Genomic DNA, 13,084 nt, shown 5'->3' on the forward strand with positions numbered 1-13,084 from the left:
GCTACTTCACGACGGCTGTGCTTGTGCTCTGGCTTGTGGCCTGGCTCAAGCCTGCGCCCTTGGTGACTTCGTCCGTCGGTGGTTCGCTGACGTCCACGAAGTCGCCGGTGTCCTGCGATTGTACCGTGCGTGCGGGCGTCCACTCGCGGCCGGATACGTACGGCGAAGGCTCGAACCCGGGGTGACGCTGCTTCTGCACGAAGAAGATCACCAGACCGACGATGACGCCGAAGATCGCCGCCCATACGTTGCTGCGCAGGCCCAGGATGATCTCGCTCGGGTCGATGCGGATGGATTCCCACACGATGCGCCCCGCGCTGTACCAGACCAGGTACAGACCGAACAGACGTCCCCACTGCAGGCGGAACCGGTTGCCCACCCAGAGCAGGAAAAGCACGCCGAGGCTGTTCCAGATCACCTCGTAGAGGAAGGTCGGGTGGAACAGGGTGTCAGGGTCCAGCCCGGGGGGGAACGCGGCGTTGTCCGCGTCGATCTCCAGGCCCCAGGGCAGATCGGTAGGCAGGCCGAACAGCTCCTGGTTGAACCAGTTGCCGAAACGACCCATCGCCTGGGCCAGCAGCAGGCCCGGCGCGAGCGCGTCGGCGAACGTCCAGAACCGGATGCCGGTCCACTTGCAGCCGAGGAACGCCCCGATCGCGCCGCCGATGAGCGCGCCGTAGATCGCGATGCCACCCTCCCAGATGCGGAAGACCGCCCAGATGTCGGTGCCCGCGCCGAAGTAGAACCCCGGGTGGGTCAGCACGTGGTAGATCCGCGCGCCGATGATCGCGAGCGGCACGGCGATGAGCGAGATGTCGATGACGACCCAGGGCTCGGCTCCGCGCTTGGTCAGACGCCAGTTCGTCAGCAGGGTCGCGGCGATGATGCCGGCGATGATGCACAGGGCGTAGAAGTGGATGCGCAGCGGACCGAGGTCGATGTAGCTGACCTGTGGGCTGGGGATGCTGGCCAGCACGCCGTGCAGCGCGATCGAGGGGGCGAACGTCATGCGTACGAGTCTAGGCGGGCAGTCGTGTACCGGCAGACAGGGCCTGCGCGGTCTCGGCGAGACCCTCCAGGCCGCTGTCGCGCAGGGCGCGTACCAGCGCCGTGCCGACGATCGCACCGTCGGCGTACTCGAGCACGCCGGCGACCTGGTCGGGTGTGGAGATGCCGATGCCGACGCACGCGCGCAGCGGGGTCGACGCACGAGCGCGCATCCGTTCGACGAGCCGCCGGGCAGCGGCATCCAATTCGGTCCGCTCCCCCGTGATGCCCATCGTCGAGACGGTGTATACGAAACCCGTGGAGGCTTCGATGATGAGGTCGAGCCGCCCGTCGGTCGAGGTGGGCGCGGCCAGGAACACCCGGTCCAGTCCGGTGCGTTCGCTGGCCGCTATCCATTCGGCCGCGGAGTCCGGAGTGATGTCGGGCGTGATGAGCCCGGCGCCGCCGGACGCGAGCAGGTCGTCGGCGTACCGATCCACGCCGTACTGCATGACCGGGTTCCAGTAGGTCATGACGAGCACCGGCACATCGACGCGACTGGTGATCTCGTGGACCGCGGTGAACGTGTCGCGCACGCGGAAGCCACCGGCCAGGGCGGCCTGCGTCGCCTCCTGGATGATGGTGCCGTCCATCACCGGGTCGGAGTAGGGCGGACCGAGTTCGAGGACGTCGGCGCCGCTCTCGGCGAGGATGACGGCGGCGTCGATGCTGGTCTGCAGGTCGGGGAAGCCGAGCGGCAGGTAGCCGATGAAGGCACCCCGACCCTGGGTGCGGGCGGCGTCGATCGCCGCGGCGACTCGGGACGTGACGGGCGAACTCACAGCTCTGTCCCGTCGCCCTTGGCCTCATCGGCGGGTGGAGGAACGGTCACGGGCGGCCCTTCGAGCATCGCGTCGGCGTCGTACAGCTCGAACCAGCGTGCGGCGGTGTCCATGTCCTTGTCGCCCCGGCCGGACAGGTTGATCGCGATGACGGCGTCGGGGCCCATCTCGCGGCCGATCCGAATCGCGCCCGCCAGCGCATGAGCCGACTCGATCGCCGGGATGATGCCCTCGGTCCGCGAGAGCAGGCGCAGGGCCTCCATCGCCTCGGTGTCGGTCGCCGGGATGTACTCGGCGCGTCCGATCGCTGCGAGCCACGCGTGCTCCGGGCCGACACCGGGGTAGTCGAGTCCGGCCGAGATCGAGTGGGATTCGATCGTCTGCCCATCCTCGTCCTGCAGCACGAACGTCTTGGCTCCGTGCAGCACCCCGGGGCGACCACGCTCTATGGATGCCGCGTGACGCGGCGTGTCCACGCCGTCGCCGGCTGCTTCGACGCCGTACAATTTGACGCTCTGATCGTCCAGGAACGCATCGAACATGCCGATCGCGTTGGAGCCGCCGCCGACACACGCGAAGACGGCGTCGGGAAGCCGTCCGACCTCGTCGAGCAGCTGCGCGCGAGCCTCTTCTCCGATGACCTTCTGGAAGTCGCGGACCATCGCGGGGAACGGATGCGGGCCTGCGGCGGTGCCGAAGATGTAGTTGGTCGTCTCGACGCTGGCGACCCAGTCGCGGTACGCGTCGTTGATCGCGTCCTTCAGCGTGCGGGATCCGGTCGTGACGGGGATCACCTCAGCTCCGAGCAGGCGCATGCGCGCGACGTTGAGCGCCTGCCGCTGCGTGTCGACCTCGCCCATGTAGATCGTGCACTCGAAGCCGAAAAGGGCAGCCGCCGTGGCCGTGGCCACGCCGTGCTGGCCGGCGCCGGTCTCGGCGATGACGCGCGTCTTGCCGAGCCGCTTCGTCAGCAGCGCTTGCCCGAGCACGTTGTTGATCTTGTGCGATCCGGTGTGGTTGAGGTCCTCGCGCTTGAGGAAGATCCGCCCGCCGCCCGCATGCGCGGCGAAGCGCGGCACTTCGGTCAGCGCCGACGGCCGGCCTGCGTAGGAGTGCAACAGACCTGCGAGCTCGCCCTGGAAGACGGGGTCGATGATCGCCGCCTCATAAACTGCAGTGAGCTCGTCGATCGCCGCGATGAGCGACTCCGGCATGTACCGCCCGCCGAACTCACCGAAGTAGGGTCCCGGCGCCTCTCGCAAACTCATGATCCGGCCTCCAGGAATGCCGTCAGGGTGGCGACGGGATCCCCCGTCACCAGGGCTTCGCCGATGAGGACCGCGTCGGCGCCGGCGGCTCGATAGTGGGCCACATCGGCGGGCGTGAGCACTGAGGACTCCGCGATCTTGATCGCATCGGAGGGAATGCGATCGGCCAGGCGCCCGAACAGGTCCCGGTCGAGTGCGAACGTCGACAGATCGCGGGCGTTCACGCCGACCAGCGTGGCGCCGACATCGGCGGCCCTGGCGACCTCGTCGGCCGAGTGTGTCTCCACCAGCGCTGTCATGCCGAGTTCGCAGGTGAGCGCATGCAGCCGGATGAGCACGTCCTGCTCGAGCGCTGCGACGATCAGCAGGACCAGATCCGCACCGGCGGCGCGTGCCTCGAGCACCTGATAGTCGGTCGCGATGAAGTCCTTACGCAGCACGGGAACCTCGACCGCGGCGCTCACGGCCTCGAGGTCGGCGAGGCTGCCCTTGAACCGGCGTGCCTCGGTGAGCACGGAGATCGCCGAGGCGCCGCCCTGCTCGTACAGCCGGGCCTGGAGCGCAGGATCGGGGATCGCAGCCAGGTCACCGCGCGACGGACTGGCGCGCTTGACTTCGGCGATGATCTTGACCCGGTCGGCGGGCGCGAGGAAGGCGAGCGCGTCTCGTGCGGCCGGTCGGACGAGCGCCGCCCGTTCGACTGCGGCCAAGGGCCGCTCCGAGGCGCGTGCCTCGGCATCCTGCACCGCGCCGGCCGTGAGGTCGGCGAGCATGTTCAATGCTCTTTCGGTCTGTACTTCGCGCCGCCCACGCCGTAGCCGGCCTTGGCCATGCCCCATCCGACCAGTGCGCCGACCCCGAGCAGAGCGACTGAGGTCCAAACCAGCCAGGGCATGTCGAACCAGTAGGCGACCGTGCCCAGCGTGATCGCGCCGAGCATGATGATGACGGCGGTCCATGCGGCGGGCGAGTGTCCGTGGCCGGGGTCGCCGATGGGGTTGCTCATTTTTTCCTCCGGGATAGCGCGGGTCGGCCCAGTCTAGCGGGGTCCGGGCGTGGTGTCGGCTGTCGGATCGGCACCGCGGGACAGGTCGTCCCACGAGTCGATCGCATCGAATGGTCGCGACGCCGGCGCGTCCGGGGCCGCCTCGGCGGCGGTGGCCGTCTCGGACTCGTAGCGACGCCCGTTCCGTGTCCACCGGCGCGCGGTGGCCAGGATGAGAAGTCCCGCGGCCAGCAGCAGGATCGACAGGGCGAAAGTCAGCGCGGGCCAGGGCGTCGCGGTGACGGAGGCGACCAGGGCGTCGACCGCTTCAGCTCCTGTGATTCCCGTCGCGGAGGTCACCGTGGAGGCCACCGCCGACACCGGCGTCGTGAAGGCGATCTGCGCGCTGAGGAACGCGAGGAGGCCGGCGATCGCGACAGTGAGGACGCCGAACGCATACCGCAGCACGACACCGACGATGGACAGCGCGCCGCCGAGAGCCAGGACGGCGAGACTGAGCGGCGTCAGCACCGGAACGGCGGCGGCTCCGGTCACGGTCAGCTCGTGCCCGGCGCCGTCGTCGAGCACCGCGACGAGCCAGGTCTGGGTGGAGGAGATCACACCCATCGCTCCCACGACCAGGGCCGCGAGCACCGAGAGCAGCCGCGCACGACGGATCATGGGAGCGGCCGGGTGGGGCCCGCGACGGGGTCGAGGTCGTCGGAGTCGAAGCACGTCCGGGTGCCGGTGTGGCAGGCAGGCCCGACCTGGTCGACCTCCAGCAGGATCGCGTCGCCGTCGCAGTCCAGGCGGGCACCGCGCACGAGCTGGATGTTGCCCGACGTGTCGCCCTTGCGCCAGTACTCCCGGCGGGACCGGGACCAGAACGTGACGCGGCCGCTCGTGAGCGTGCGCCGCAGGGCCTCGGCATCCATCCAGCCGAGCATGAGCACCTCGCGCGTGTCCCACTGCTGGACGATTGCGGCGACAAGCCCGTCTGCGGTGAACACGACGCGCGCGACTCGTTCGTCGACGGTGTCGCTCACCACCGCACCTCGATCCCGTCGGACTGCATCTGGGTCTTGACCTGCCCGATGCTCAGCTGACCGGAGTGGAACACACTCGCGGCGAGCACCGCGTCGGCGCCGGCGGCGATCGCCGGCGCGAAGTCCTCGGCCCGCCCGGCACCGCCGGACGCGATCACCGGAACGCTCGAGACCTCCCGCATCAGCGAGACGAGCTCGAGGTCGAACCCCTCCTTCGTGCCGTCCGCGTCGATCGAGTTGACCAGCAGCTCACCGGCGCCGCGCTCGATCGCCTCCTGCGCCCAGTCGAGGGCGTCCAGTGAGGTGAGGGTGCGACCGCCGTGAGTGGTCACGACGAAGCCCGAGTGGGCGCCAGGGGACCGCTTCACATCGAGCGAGAGCACGAGCACCTGGGCGCCGAAGCGGTCGGCGATCTCGTCGATCAAGCCGGGTCGGGCGATCGCGGCGGAGTTGACGCCCACCTTGTCGGCCCCGACCCCCAGAAGGCGTGCGACGTCTTCGGCGGAGCGCACCCCTCCTCCGACGGTGAGCGGGATGAAGACCTCTTCGGCGGTGCGGCGGACCACGTCGTACGTCGTGGCACGCTCGTCGACCGTGGCGGTGACATCGAGGAAGGTCAGCTCGTCGGCGCCCTGCGCGAAGTACTCGCGTGCACGTTCGACTGGATCGCCCATGTCACGGAGGTTCTCGAAGTTGACGCCCTTGACCACCCGCCCGCCGGCGACGTCGAGGCAGGGGATCACCCGGCAGACCAGTGCCATGACTACAGCCTCGCGTTGTGGATGGCGGTCACGAGGATCGCCCGCGCGCCGATCGCGTACAGGGCGTCCATGACCTGGTTGACGTCCTTGCGCGGGCTCATGACCCGTACGGCGACCCATGTCGGGTCGCGCAGCGGCGAGATCGTCGGCGACTCGACGCCGGGTGCGATCGCCACGGCCGCGTCGATCAGGTTCGCGGGCAGGTCGTAGTCGATCAGCACGAAGCGGCGGGCGACCATGACGCCTCTCAGGCGTCGAACGAGCGTCTGGGTGCCGTCGGCTTCGTTCGGCGCCTCGATCAGCACCGCCTCGGACTGGAGGATCACCGGCCCGAAGATCTCCAGCCCCGCCTGCTTGAGGGTCGTCCCCGTCGAGACGACGTCTGCCACGGCATCGGCGACACCTAGGCGCACCGCGGATTCGACCGCGCCGTCCAGCGGCACCAGGTCGACCGCGACCCCGCGCTCATCGAGGAAGCCGTCGACCAGACCCGGGTATGCGGTGGCGACCCGCACGCCCTCCAGATCCTCGACCGACCCGAAGCTGCCGGGGGGCGCGGCGAAACGGAAGGTCGACTCGCCGAAGCCGAGCGCCTCCATCTCCTTGGCTCCCGGCATCCGGGCATCCAGCAGGAGGTCGCGACCCGTGATCCCGACATCGAGCGCGCCGGATCCGACGTACGTGGCGATGTCCTTGGGACGCAGGTAGAAGAACTCGACCTCGTTGACGGGGTCGATGACATGCAGATCCTTCGGATCACGGCGGCCGGTGTAGCCGGCCTCCTGCAGCATCTCGGAGGCGGTGTCGGCGAGCGACCCCTTGTTCGGCACGGCGATTCGCAGCATGGCGGGATGACTCTCGGATTGGAGGACGGCGGGCGACAGCTCAGAGATGTCGATAGACGTCTTCAAGCGTGAGGCCCTTCGCAAGCATCAGCACCTGCAGGTGGTAAAGCAGCTGCGAGATCTCCTCGGCCGCCGCATCCGTCGACTCGTATTCGGCCGCCATCCACACCTCGGCGGCCTCCTCGACGATCTTCTTGCCGATCGCGTGCACGCCCGCGTCCAGCTGCGCGACGGTACCCGATCCTTCGGGTCGCTCGGCCGCCTTCGCGGTCAGCTCCTCGTACAGCGTGTCGAACGTCTTCACCCCTTCAGGGTATCCAACCTGGGGCACTGCGAAGCGCGGCATCAGTGGACGATGATGCTCAACACGATGACCAGCAGTCCGAGGGCCGTGGTGGCGAGCACACCGGCGACGCGCCAGTACCAAGGGCTGCGATTGCGCGCCGCGTTCGCATAGCCGATCACGGCCAGCGTCACCACGCCGCTGCCGAGGGCCAGGTAGTACGCGGTGTACTCCTCGACCACATCGATCACGGCCAGCCAGAGCAGGAACGCCGGGATCAGCATTGCGACGAGCATGCCGTAGGTGTGGCGGATGCCGAGCGCGAGCGCCGTGCGCAGGCTGGGCGGCGTCTCAGCGGCCCGGCTCGCGACCACGGCCGCATAGATGTGTGCGAGCCAGAAGACGAACACCGTGCCGATGACGAAGATGAGGACCTCGAGATCCGTGTCGTCGTCCCAGCCGACCGCGATCAGCGCCGTCACCAGGACGACGCCGTAAACGCCGTGTTCGCCGCTGTAGGCGCCCAGCATCCGCTTCGCGTGGCTCATCGGCCGTGGCGGTGCCGCACCGCGGTCGCTCGGAGTTGCGAGATGGCGGCATCGGGATCCGTCGCGCCGAAGACCGCGGAACCGGCCACGAACGTGTCGGCGCCCGCCTCTGCCGCCTGAGCGATCGTGGACTCGCCGATCCCGCCGTCCACTTGCAGCCATACCGACGATCCGCGCCGGCGCGCCTCGTCCGCGAGCAGGCGCAGCTTGGGCATCATCTCAGGCATGAACGACTGGCCGCCGAAGCCCGGCTCCACGGTCATGATGAGGATCTGGTCGAACTCGTCGAGTACGTCGAACAGCCCCTCGACCTGGGTCGCGGGCTTCACAGCCAGGCCCGCACGGGATCCGATCGCGCGGAGCCGTCGCGCGAGGGCGATCGGCTCGGTCGAGGCCTCGAGATGGAACGTGACCGACGCGGCACCGAGCTCGGCGTATTCCGGCGCCCAGCGTTCGGGCTCGTCGATCATGAGGTGCACATCCAGCGGAACCGGACTGGTCGCCTGGATGCGGGCCACCATCTGCGGCCCGAAGGTCAGGTTCGGCACGAAGTGGTTGTCCATGACGTCGACGTGGACGAAATCTGCGCGGTCGATGCGGGCGAGTTCGGCCTCCATGTTGACGAAGTCCGCGGCGAGGATGCTCGGATTGATCCGGACTTCTGCGGTGATCGCGGCTCTGCTCTGCTCGCGCAGTTCCTCTGGGCTGGGCACGTGTCCATTATGGTCGACCCGTGGATCCGATCACTGAGCTGCTCGAGAAGGTGCTCGTCCAGGTCCGTCCGCATGACGGCGGCGAGCCGGCCTCTCCATCATGGCCAGCTGCGGCATGTACGGCTTCTCCGGAGAGTGGATGCTGCGGGTGGGGCTGCCCGCCAAGAGCGGTGTCAGCGGAGGGGTGACGGCGGGCGGCGAACTCGGCTTCGCTGGCGCGGAGCGCGTGCTGTCGATGCTGCGGGAGATCGCCGCAACCGCGCCGAACGCGGCACTGATCACCGTCGATGCCGCCGAGCGTGCCCGCTCGCACCCGGCGGCGGTGATGGTGCTGCGCACCGAGATCCAGAACCTCGCGCCCCGCTTCCGACTGCCCGAGTTGCCGGCCCTCAGACCCGCCGCAGCAGGCTGATCGACATCGCGTCGGTATTGTGGCGGTGCGGCCACAGCTGCGCTCGGCCGGACCCGTCATTCTGCGGCGGGAGGCCGGGGTCGGCATCCGAGAGGTTGGTCAGCACGGCGCGCGCGTCGAGCTCTTCGATCGCATCGCCGAACTCGCGGCGCACCTCGGTGACGACGCCCGTCGTCTCGGCGAGGTGCGGCGAACACGTCACGTAGGCGACGACGCCCCCCGGCCGGAGGCCGCCGATGGCCGCGCTGAGCAGCTCCCGCTGGAGCTGGGCGAGTTCGGGCACGTCTGCCGGAGTTTTGCGCCAGCGCGCCTCCGGCCGTCGGCGGAGCGCGCCCAGACCGGTGCACGGCGCATCCAACAGGATCCGATCGTACCCGCCGCCTGCGGCGCGCACCCGGCCGTCCTCCTCCGATACCGGCACGTTCAGGGGGACGCCCGCGACCGCTTGACGGACCAGGCCCGCCCGCGCGGGTGAGACTTCGTTGGCCTCCAGGCCTGCGCCGTGCTGAAGCGCCTCAGCCGCCAGGACCGCGGTCTTGCCGCCCGGCCCGGCGCACAGGTCGAGCCAGCGCTCGCCGGGCTGCACGGGCAGCGCACGGGTCAGCGCCAGGGCGGCGAGCTGCGAGCCCTCGTCCTGCACGCGCACACGGCCGCCGGATTCGCGCACGAGTCCTTCGGGATCGCCGCCGCCGAGGCGGAAGCCGAACGGCGAGTACGGCGTGTGTCGCGCGCCATCGGGAACATCGGCGAGCCCGGGCAACGCCGCCATCGTCACGCGCGGCGAGGCGTTGTCTGCCGCCAGCAGCGCCTCCAGTTCGTCTGCTCGACCCTCAGCGGCCAGAGCCCGCCGGAAGGCGCGGACGACCCAGACCGGGTGCGAGAGCACGAGCCCGAGGCGTTCGTCATCCGAGCGTGCGGTCGCAGCGACCCGCTCGATCCACTCCCCCGGCGTGTCTCGCGAGATCCGCCGCAGCACGGCGTTGGCGAACCCGGCGGCGCCGCGGCTGCCGGCGCTGCGCGCGAGCTCGACGGATTCGTTCACGGCCGCGTGCGAGGCCACGCGCGTCGAGAGCAGCTGGTGGGTCCCCAGCCGCAGTGCGTCGAGCACGGCCGGATCGATCTCCTGGAGGGGGCGGTCGGCGGCGATCTGGATGACAGCGTCGTAAGTCCCCTGACGGCGCAGCGTGCCGTACGTCAGTTCGGTCGCCAGTCCCGCATCGGCGGTGTTCAGTCCGGCACGGGCGATCGCCTTCGGCAGCAGCAGGTTGGCGTAGGCATCCGACTCGTTGACGGCTCTGATGGTCTCGAAAGCGACACGGCGCGAGGTGCTCGCTGAGCTCACGTGTCGAACCTCGCGGTCGCGGCCGTGCTCCGCCGGCCACGCCACCAGTCCGCGGCATCCATCGGCCCCTTGCCGGCGGGCTGGACCCGCTCGAGGGCAACGGGTTCCGAACCGGTGCCGACGACGACGTCGCGTCCGAGCAGGATCGGCACGCCGGGGTCGAGGCGGGGAGCGTCGGCCGCCGCCGCCCGTGCGGCGAGCACCTTGACCCGGGCGCCGTCGATGGTGGTGTGCGCGCCGGGTTCGGGGGTCACGCCGCGGATGCGCGCCAGCACGGCTTCGCGCATCTCGCCCCAGCGGATGCGGCCGTCGTCGTCGCCGAGCTTCGGCGCAAGCGTCGGCTCTCCCGATTGCGGGACGGCGTGCGCCGCACCCGCGCCGATCGCATCGACCACGTCGCGCAGCAGCACGGCGCCCTCGGCGGACAACGCGGCCAGCACGTCGCCGGCGGTCTCCGATTCGGGGATTCGGTATTCGAGCTGACCGAGGACATCGCCGGCGTCGAGCGCGGGGACGAGCTGGAACACGGCGGCTCCGGTCACCGCGTCGCCGGCGATCAGCGCATGCTGCACCGGCGCCGCGCCGCGCCACCGGGGCAGCAGCGAGAAGTGCAGGTTGACCCAGCCGTATGCGGGTGCGGACAGCAGGGGCTCGCGGACGAGCCCGCCGTACGCCACGATCACGCCGAGGTCGGGGGCGAGACCGGTGATCTGCTCCGTGGCGGCGGCATCCAGCCGGTTCGTCTTGATCGCGGGAATCGCGAGCGCTTCCGCGGCAAGCGCAACCGGCGACGGTGTGATGACGCGCTTGCGGCCGACCGGCGCGTCGCGGCGCGTGATGACCGCGACGACGTCGTGGTCGGATGCCGCGAGCACGCGCAACGACGGCACTGCGGCATCGGGCGTGCCCGCGAAGACGAGGCGCATCACGCTCCTCACAGGTCGAGGTCGGGCACGTCTACCCGCACTCTGAGTGTATGGCGCGCGTCAGGAACTCGAGGGTACGGGGCGGAGGCATTTTGGGTCCGGACACCCGGCGCCCGAGTCCCGGGGCTCTTGCGGGATCGGAGGGCATCGGCGACGACCGACCCGCGCAGGCTCTCGGTGACCCGCGGTCCGTGCGCGTAGTCGAAGCGCACGAGCGCGCGGCAGGTGCTTTCCGCGGCTGCGCCGCGGATTCCCGGCTCGCCGGCCCTCACGTCCACCGGTCCGAGGATCGCCTCGTCGTCGAGCTCGGGGACCGCCTCGCGCAGTGCGGCGAGGGCGCGCTCGACCGCGAGATGACTGCCCTCGAGGGCTGCCACCCGCACCGTGGGCGGCATCCGCAGCGGCGCCCGGTCCGCCAGTTCGGCGCGAGCGTAGGCGGGCTGGGTCCACGTCGCGAGCGCCCGCGCCACCGACCCGGTGACGCCGACCAGGTGCACGGGCGAGCCGGGCCGGGCGAGGGCTGCCGCGTTCGACCACCAGCGCAGGCACGACTCCCCGATGCGCAGGTCTTCGGCCTGCAGCATCCGATCGCCGTCCAGCAGCACGACGGCCCGGTAGCCCCCCTCGGCGATCGGCTCCGCGCCGCGGGTGGACACGACGAGTGCGGGCCGGGCATCGACGGTGAGAACCGGGTGCTCGCCGTCGGCGACGATGACCCGGATGCCGGGAAACGCGCGACCGAGTTCTTCGGCGGTGCGCTCGCTGCCCGAGGAAGCCATCCGCACGCGGACCGACGCGCATTTCGGGCATGCCCACGCCGTGGCCGGGCGCCCGCACCAGGCGCACTCGGGGACGGCGCCGCGGCGGGCGGCGTGCAGCGGACCGCCGCAGTGCGGGCAGCGCGCCGGAGCGCGGCAGTCGGCGCAGATGAGGACGGGTGCGTAGCCCGGGCGCGCGACCTGCACGAGCACCGGACCGGTCTGGAGCGCCTCCCGCGCGGCGGCAAAGGCTGCCGAAGGTACGCGGGCACCCCGTGACTCGCCCTCTTTCGTGGCGCTGAGCACGATGCGTGGCGAGGCCCGCCGCGCCGACGAGACCTCGCGCACCCAGCCGAGCCCGACGAGCCGCTCGACGTCGCTCGTGCGCGTGTGGCCGGCGAAGACCACGGCACACCCGTCCAGCTCCTGCCGGATGAGGGCGGCATCCCGCGCATGAACGCCCGGGCTCAGGGGCTCGGCCAGCAGCGGGTCGCCGTCGTCCCAGATGGCCAGGAGTCCTGGGTCGTGGACCGGCGCGTACACCGAGGACCTGTTGCCGATGACGATGCACGGGGCGTCGGCGAGCATGCGCAGGAACGCGGAGTATCGCGCGGGTGAACTCTGCCGCGCATCGTTGCGAATGATCCCTTCGGCAGGCGCCCGGCCTGCGAGGGCGGCTTCGAGCTGCGCCTGGTCACGATGATCGGGCACCACGAGGATGGCGCTGTGCCCGGACGCGAGGGTGCGCACGGCGGCAGCAGCCAGGAGCGCGGCCCAGCTTCCGGTGGTGACGCCGCCCTGCAGGCCGACCGGCTCGGGCGGCGCGTCCAGCGCCCCGCGACCGCGCTGATCGAGGCATTCGACGAGAGCCGGGTAGGGCGCGAGCAGGGTATCGGCCCACGCGCGCGCCGGGTCGTCGACCACCGGCGGTGCAGGGGCGCCCGCGGCGAGCCAGGCCTTCTCGGCACGCACCATGCGCTTCGGGATCGCAAGCCGAAGGATGTCGGTCGCTGATCCAGCGGCGCGGTCCGCAGCGCGGCGCGCCAGCGCGTACAGCGCGGGAGTGAGCACGCGGGTCGAGGACACCACGGCGTCGAGGTCCGAGAGCGGGCGGTCGACAGGGTCCGCATCGCCCAGCTCGACCACGTACGCGTCGAGGATGCGCCCGGCGCTGCGCAGCGGAACGCGCACGCGCACGCCGGGCTGCACGTCCGCCGCGAGTTCTGCCGGAACGGCATAGTCGAACAGCCGATCGAGCTGCGGGAGGGGTGAGTCGATCAGCACACGTGCGACGCGCCGCTCCGTCATGTCACTGCCCCGCCGAGAGGCGGAGCGGGGTGAGATGCCCCGCCGAGAGGCGGAGCGGGG

At 70.6% G+C, this 13,084-nt stretch carries 16 protein-coding genes; 1 reads left to right on the forward strand and 15 read right to left on the reverse strand.

Going from position 1 to position 13,084, the window contains the following annotated elements:
* Window position 1: 1 nt before the first annotated feature.
* The 12 genes from lgt to rpe are packed head-to-tail and all read right to left on the reverse strand — an operon-like array spanning window position 2 to window position 8,278.
* Entirely contained in the window at window positions 2-1,009 is a 1,008-nt protein-coding gene (lgt, locus tag QZV84_RS06110) for a prolipoprotein diacylglyceryl transferase (protein WP_292826877.1), read from the reverse strand.
* Window positions 1,010-1,019: 10 nt separating this feature from the next.
* Window positions 1,020-1,829: a tryptophan synthase subunit alpha gene (trpA, locus tag QZV84_RS06115; protein WP_292826880.1), complete on the reverse strand. Its 810-nt coding sequence runs from the start codon at window positions 1,827-1,829 to the stop codon at window positions 1,020-1,022.
* Window positions 1,826-3,097: a tryptophan synthase subunit beta gene (trpB, locus tag QZV84_RS06120; protein WP_292826883.1), complete on the reverse strand. Its 1,272-nt coding sequence runs from the start codon at window positions 3,095-3,097 to the stop codon at window positions 1,826-1,828. The genes trpA and trpB overlap by 4 nt, the downstream gene beginning before the upstream one ends.
* Complete coding sequence (trpC, locus tag QZV84_RS06125) at window positions 3,094-3,870, reverse strand: indole-3-glycerol phosphate synthase TrpC (protein WP_292826886.1); 777 nt, start codon at window positions 3,868-3,870, stop codon at window positions 3,094-3,096. The genes trpB and trpC overlap by 4 nt, the downstream gene beginning before the upstream one ends.
* 2 nt (window positions 3,871-3,872) lie before the next feature.
* Window positions 3,873-4,103 carry a DUF6704 family protein gene (locus QZV84_RS06130; protein WP_292826890.1) on the reverse strand — a complete coding sequence of 77 codons (231 nt, stop codon included), beginning with the start codon at window positions 4,101-4,103 and terminating at the stop codon, window positions 3,873-3,875.
* Window positions 4,104-4,136: 33 nt separating this feature from the next.
* A complete protein-coding gene (locus tag QZV84_RS06135) occupies window positions 4,137-4,763 on the reverse strand; it encodes a Trp biosynthesis-associated membrane protein (RefSeq protein WP_292826893.1) in 627 nt (208 codons plus the stop codon).
* Window positions 4,760-5,128 (reverse strand): phosphoribosyl-AMP cyclohydrolase, encoded by a 369-nt coding sequence (gene hisI / locus QZV84_RS06140; protein ID WP_292826897.1) that lies wholly within the window; start codon window positions 5,126-5,128, stop codon window positions 4,760-4,762. Before hisI ends, QZV84_RS06135 begins: the two co-directional genes overlap by 4 nt.
* On the reverse strand, window positions 5,125-5,889 hold the full coding sequence (hisF, locus tag QZV84_RS06145; RefSeq protein ID WP_292826900.1) for an imidazole glycerol phosphate synthase subunit HisF: 765 nt from the start codon (window positions 5,887-5,889) through the stop codon (window positions 5,125-5,127). Before hisF ends, hisI begins: the two co-directional genes overlap by 4 nt.
* A gap of 2 nt (window positions 5,890-5,891) precedes the next feature.
* A complete protein-coding gene (gene hisG / locus QZV84_RS06150) occupies window positions 5,892-6,734 on the reverse strand; it encodes an ATP phosphoribosyltransferase (RefSeq protein WP_292826903.1) in 843 nt (280 codons plus the stop codon).
* 40 nt (window positions 6,735-6,774) lie between these two features.
* Window positions 6,775-7,038 carry a phosphoribosyl-ATP diphosphatase gene (locus tag QZV84_RS06155; RefSeq protein WP_292826906.1) on the reverse strand — a complete coding sequence of 88 codons (264 nt, stop codon included), beginning with the start codon at window positions 7,036-7,038 and terminating at the stop codon, window positions 6,775-6,777.
* 41 nt (window positions 7,039-7,079) lie between these two features.
* On the reverse strand, window positions 7,080-7,565 hold the full coding sequence (locus tag QZV84_RS06160) for a hypothetical protein (protein WP_292826909.1): 486 nt from the start codon (window positions 7,563-7,565) through the stop codon (window positions 7,080-7,082).
* Entirely contained in the window at window positions 7,562-8,278 is a 717-nt protein-coding gene (rpe, locus tag QZV84_RS06165; RefSeq protein ID WP_292826911.1) for a ribulose-phosphate 3-epimerase, read from the reverse strand. Before rpe ends, QZV84_RS06160 begins: the two co-directional genes overlap by 4 nt.
* 100 nt (window positions 8,279-8,378) lie before the next feature.
* Between rpe and QZV84_RS06170 the strand changes: the two genes are divergently transcribed.
* Window positions 8,379-8,690 (forward strand): glutaminase, encoded by a 312-nt coding sequence (locus tag QZV84_RS06170; protein ID WP_292826914.1) that lies wholly within the window; start codon window positions 8,379-8,381, stop codon window positions 8,688-8,690.
* On the opposite strand, the gene QZV84_RS06175 is transcribed toward QZV84_RS06170, so the two are convergent.
* Genes QZV84_RS06175 through QZV84_RS06185 form a run of 3 tightly spaced genes read right to left on the reverse strand, consistent with a single transcriptional unit; the run spans window position 8,668 to window position 13,024 of the window.
* Window positions 8,668-10,032: a transcription antitermination factor NusB gene (locus tag QZV84_RS06175; RefSeq protein WP_292826917.1), complete on the reverse strand. Its 1,365-nt coding sequence runs from the start codon at window positions 10,030-10,032 to the stop codon at window positions 8,668-8,670. The genes QZV84_RS06170 and QZV84_RS06175 overlap by 23 nt on opposite strands.
* A complete protein-coding gene (fmt, locus tag QZV84_RS06180; RefSeq protein WP_292826920.1) occupies window positions 10,029-10,958 on the reverse strand; it encodes a methionyl-tRNA formyltransferase in 930 nt (309 codons plus the stop codon). Before fmt ends, QZV84_RS06175 begins: the two co-directional genes overlap by 4 nt.
* An 8-nt stretch (window positions 10,959-10,966) precedes the next feature.
* The gene (locus tag QZV84_RS06185) at window positions 10,967-13,024 is read right to left on the reverse strand and encodes a primosomal protein N' (RefSeq protein ID WP_292826923.1); all 2,058 of its coding nucleotides are present in this window, start codon (window positions 13,022-13,024) and stop codon (window positions 10,967-10,969) included.
* Window positions 13,025-13,084 lie beyond the last annotated feature (60 nt).

Origin of the sequence: Microbacterium sp., from assembly GCF_011620715.1 — a bacterium.
In the GTDB taxonomy this organism is placed as follows: Bacteria; Actinomycetota; Actinomycetes; order Actinomycetales; family Microbacteriaceae; genus Microbacterium.

What these genes read in the sequence shown, in the direction of transcription:
- QZV84_RS06135 (WP_292826893.1), bottom strand. Translation starts at nt 4,763, where the DNA reads ATGATCCGTCGTGCGCGGCTGCTCTCGGTGCTCGCGGCCCTGGTCGTG.
- hisG (WP_292826903.1), bottom strand. Translation starts at nt 6,734, where the DNA reads ATGCTGCGAATCGCCGTGCCGAACAAGGGGTCGCTCGCCGACACCGCC.
- trpB (WP_292826883.1), bottom strand. Translation starts at nt 3,097, where the DNA reads ATGAGTTTGCGAGAGGCGCCGGGACCCTACTTCGGTGAGTTCGGCGGG.
- QZV84_RS06185 (WP_292826923.1), bottom strand. Translation starts at nt 13,024, where the DNA reads ATGACGGAGCGGCGCGTCGCACGTGTGCTGATCGACTCACCCCTCCCG.
- QZV84_RS06130 (WP_292826890.1), bottom strand. Translation starts at nt 4,103, where the DNA reads ATGAGCAACCCCATCGGCGACCCCGGCCACGGACACTCGCCCGCCGCA.
- QZV84_RS06170 (WP_292826914.1), top strand. Translation starts at nt 8,379, where the DNA reads ATGGCCAGCTGCGGCATGTACGGCTTCTCCGGAGAGTGGATGCTGCGG.
- QZV84_RS06160 (WP_292826909.1), bottom strand. Translation starts at nt 7,565, where the DNA reads ATGAGCCACGCGAAGCGGATGCTGGGCGCCTACAGCGGCGAACACGGC.
- lgt (WP_292826877.1), bottom strand. Translation starts at nt 1,009, where the DNA reads ATGACGTTCGCCCCCTCGATCGCGCTGCACGGCGTGCTGGCCAGCATC.
- trpC (WP_292826886.1), bottom strand. Translation starts at nt 3,870, where the DNA reads ATGCTCGCCGACCTCACGGCCGGCGCGGTGCAGGATGCCGAGGCACGC.
- hisF (WP_292826900.1), bottom strand. Translation starts at nt 5,889, where the DNA reads ATGGCACTGGTCTGCCGGGTGATCCCCTGCCTCGACGTCGCCGGCGGG.
- fmt (WP_292826920.1), bottom strand. Translation starts at nt 10,958, where the DNA reads ATGCGCCTCGTCTTCGCGGGCACGCCCGATGCCGCAGTGCCGTCGTTG.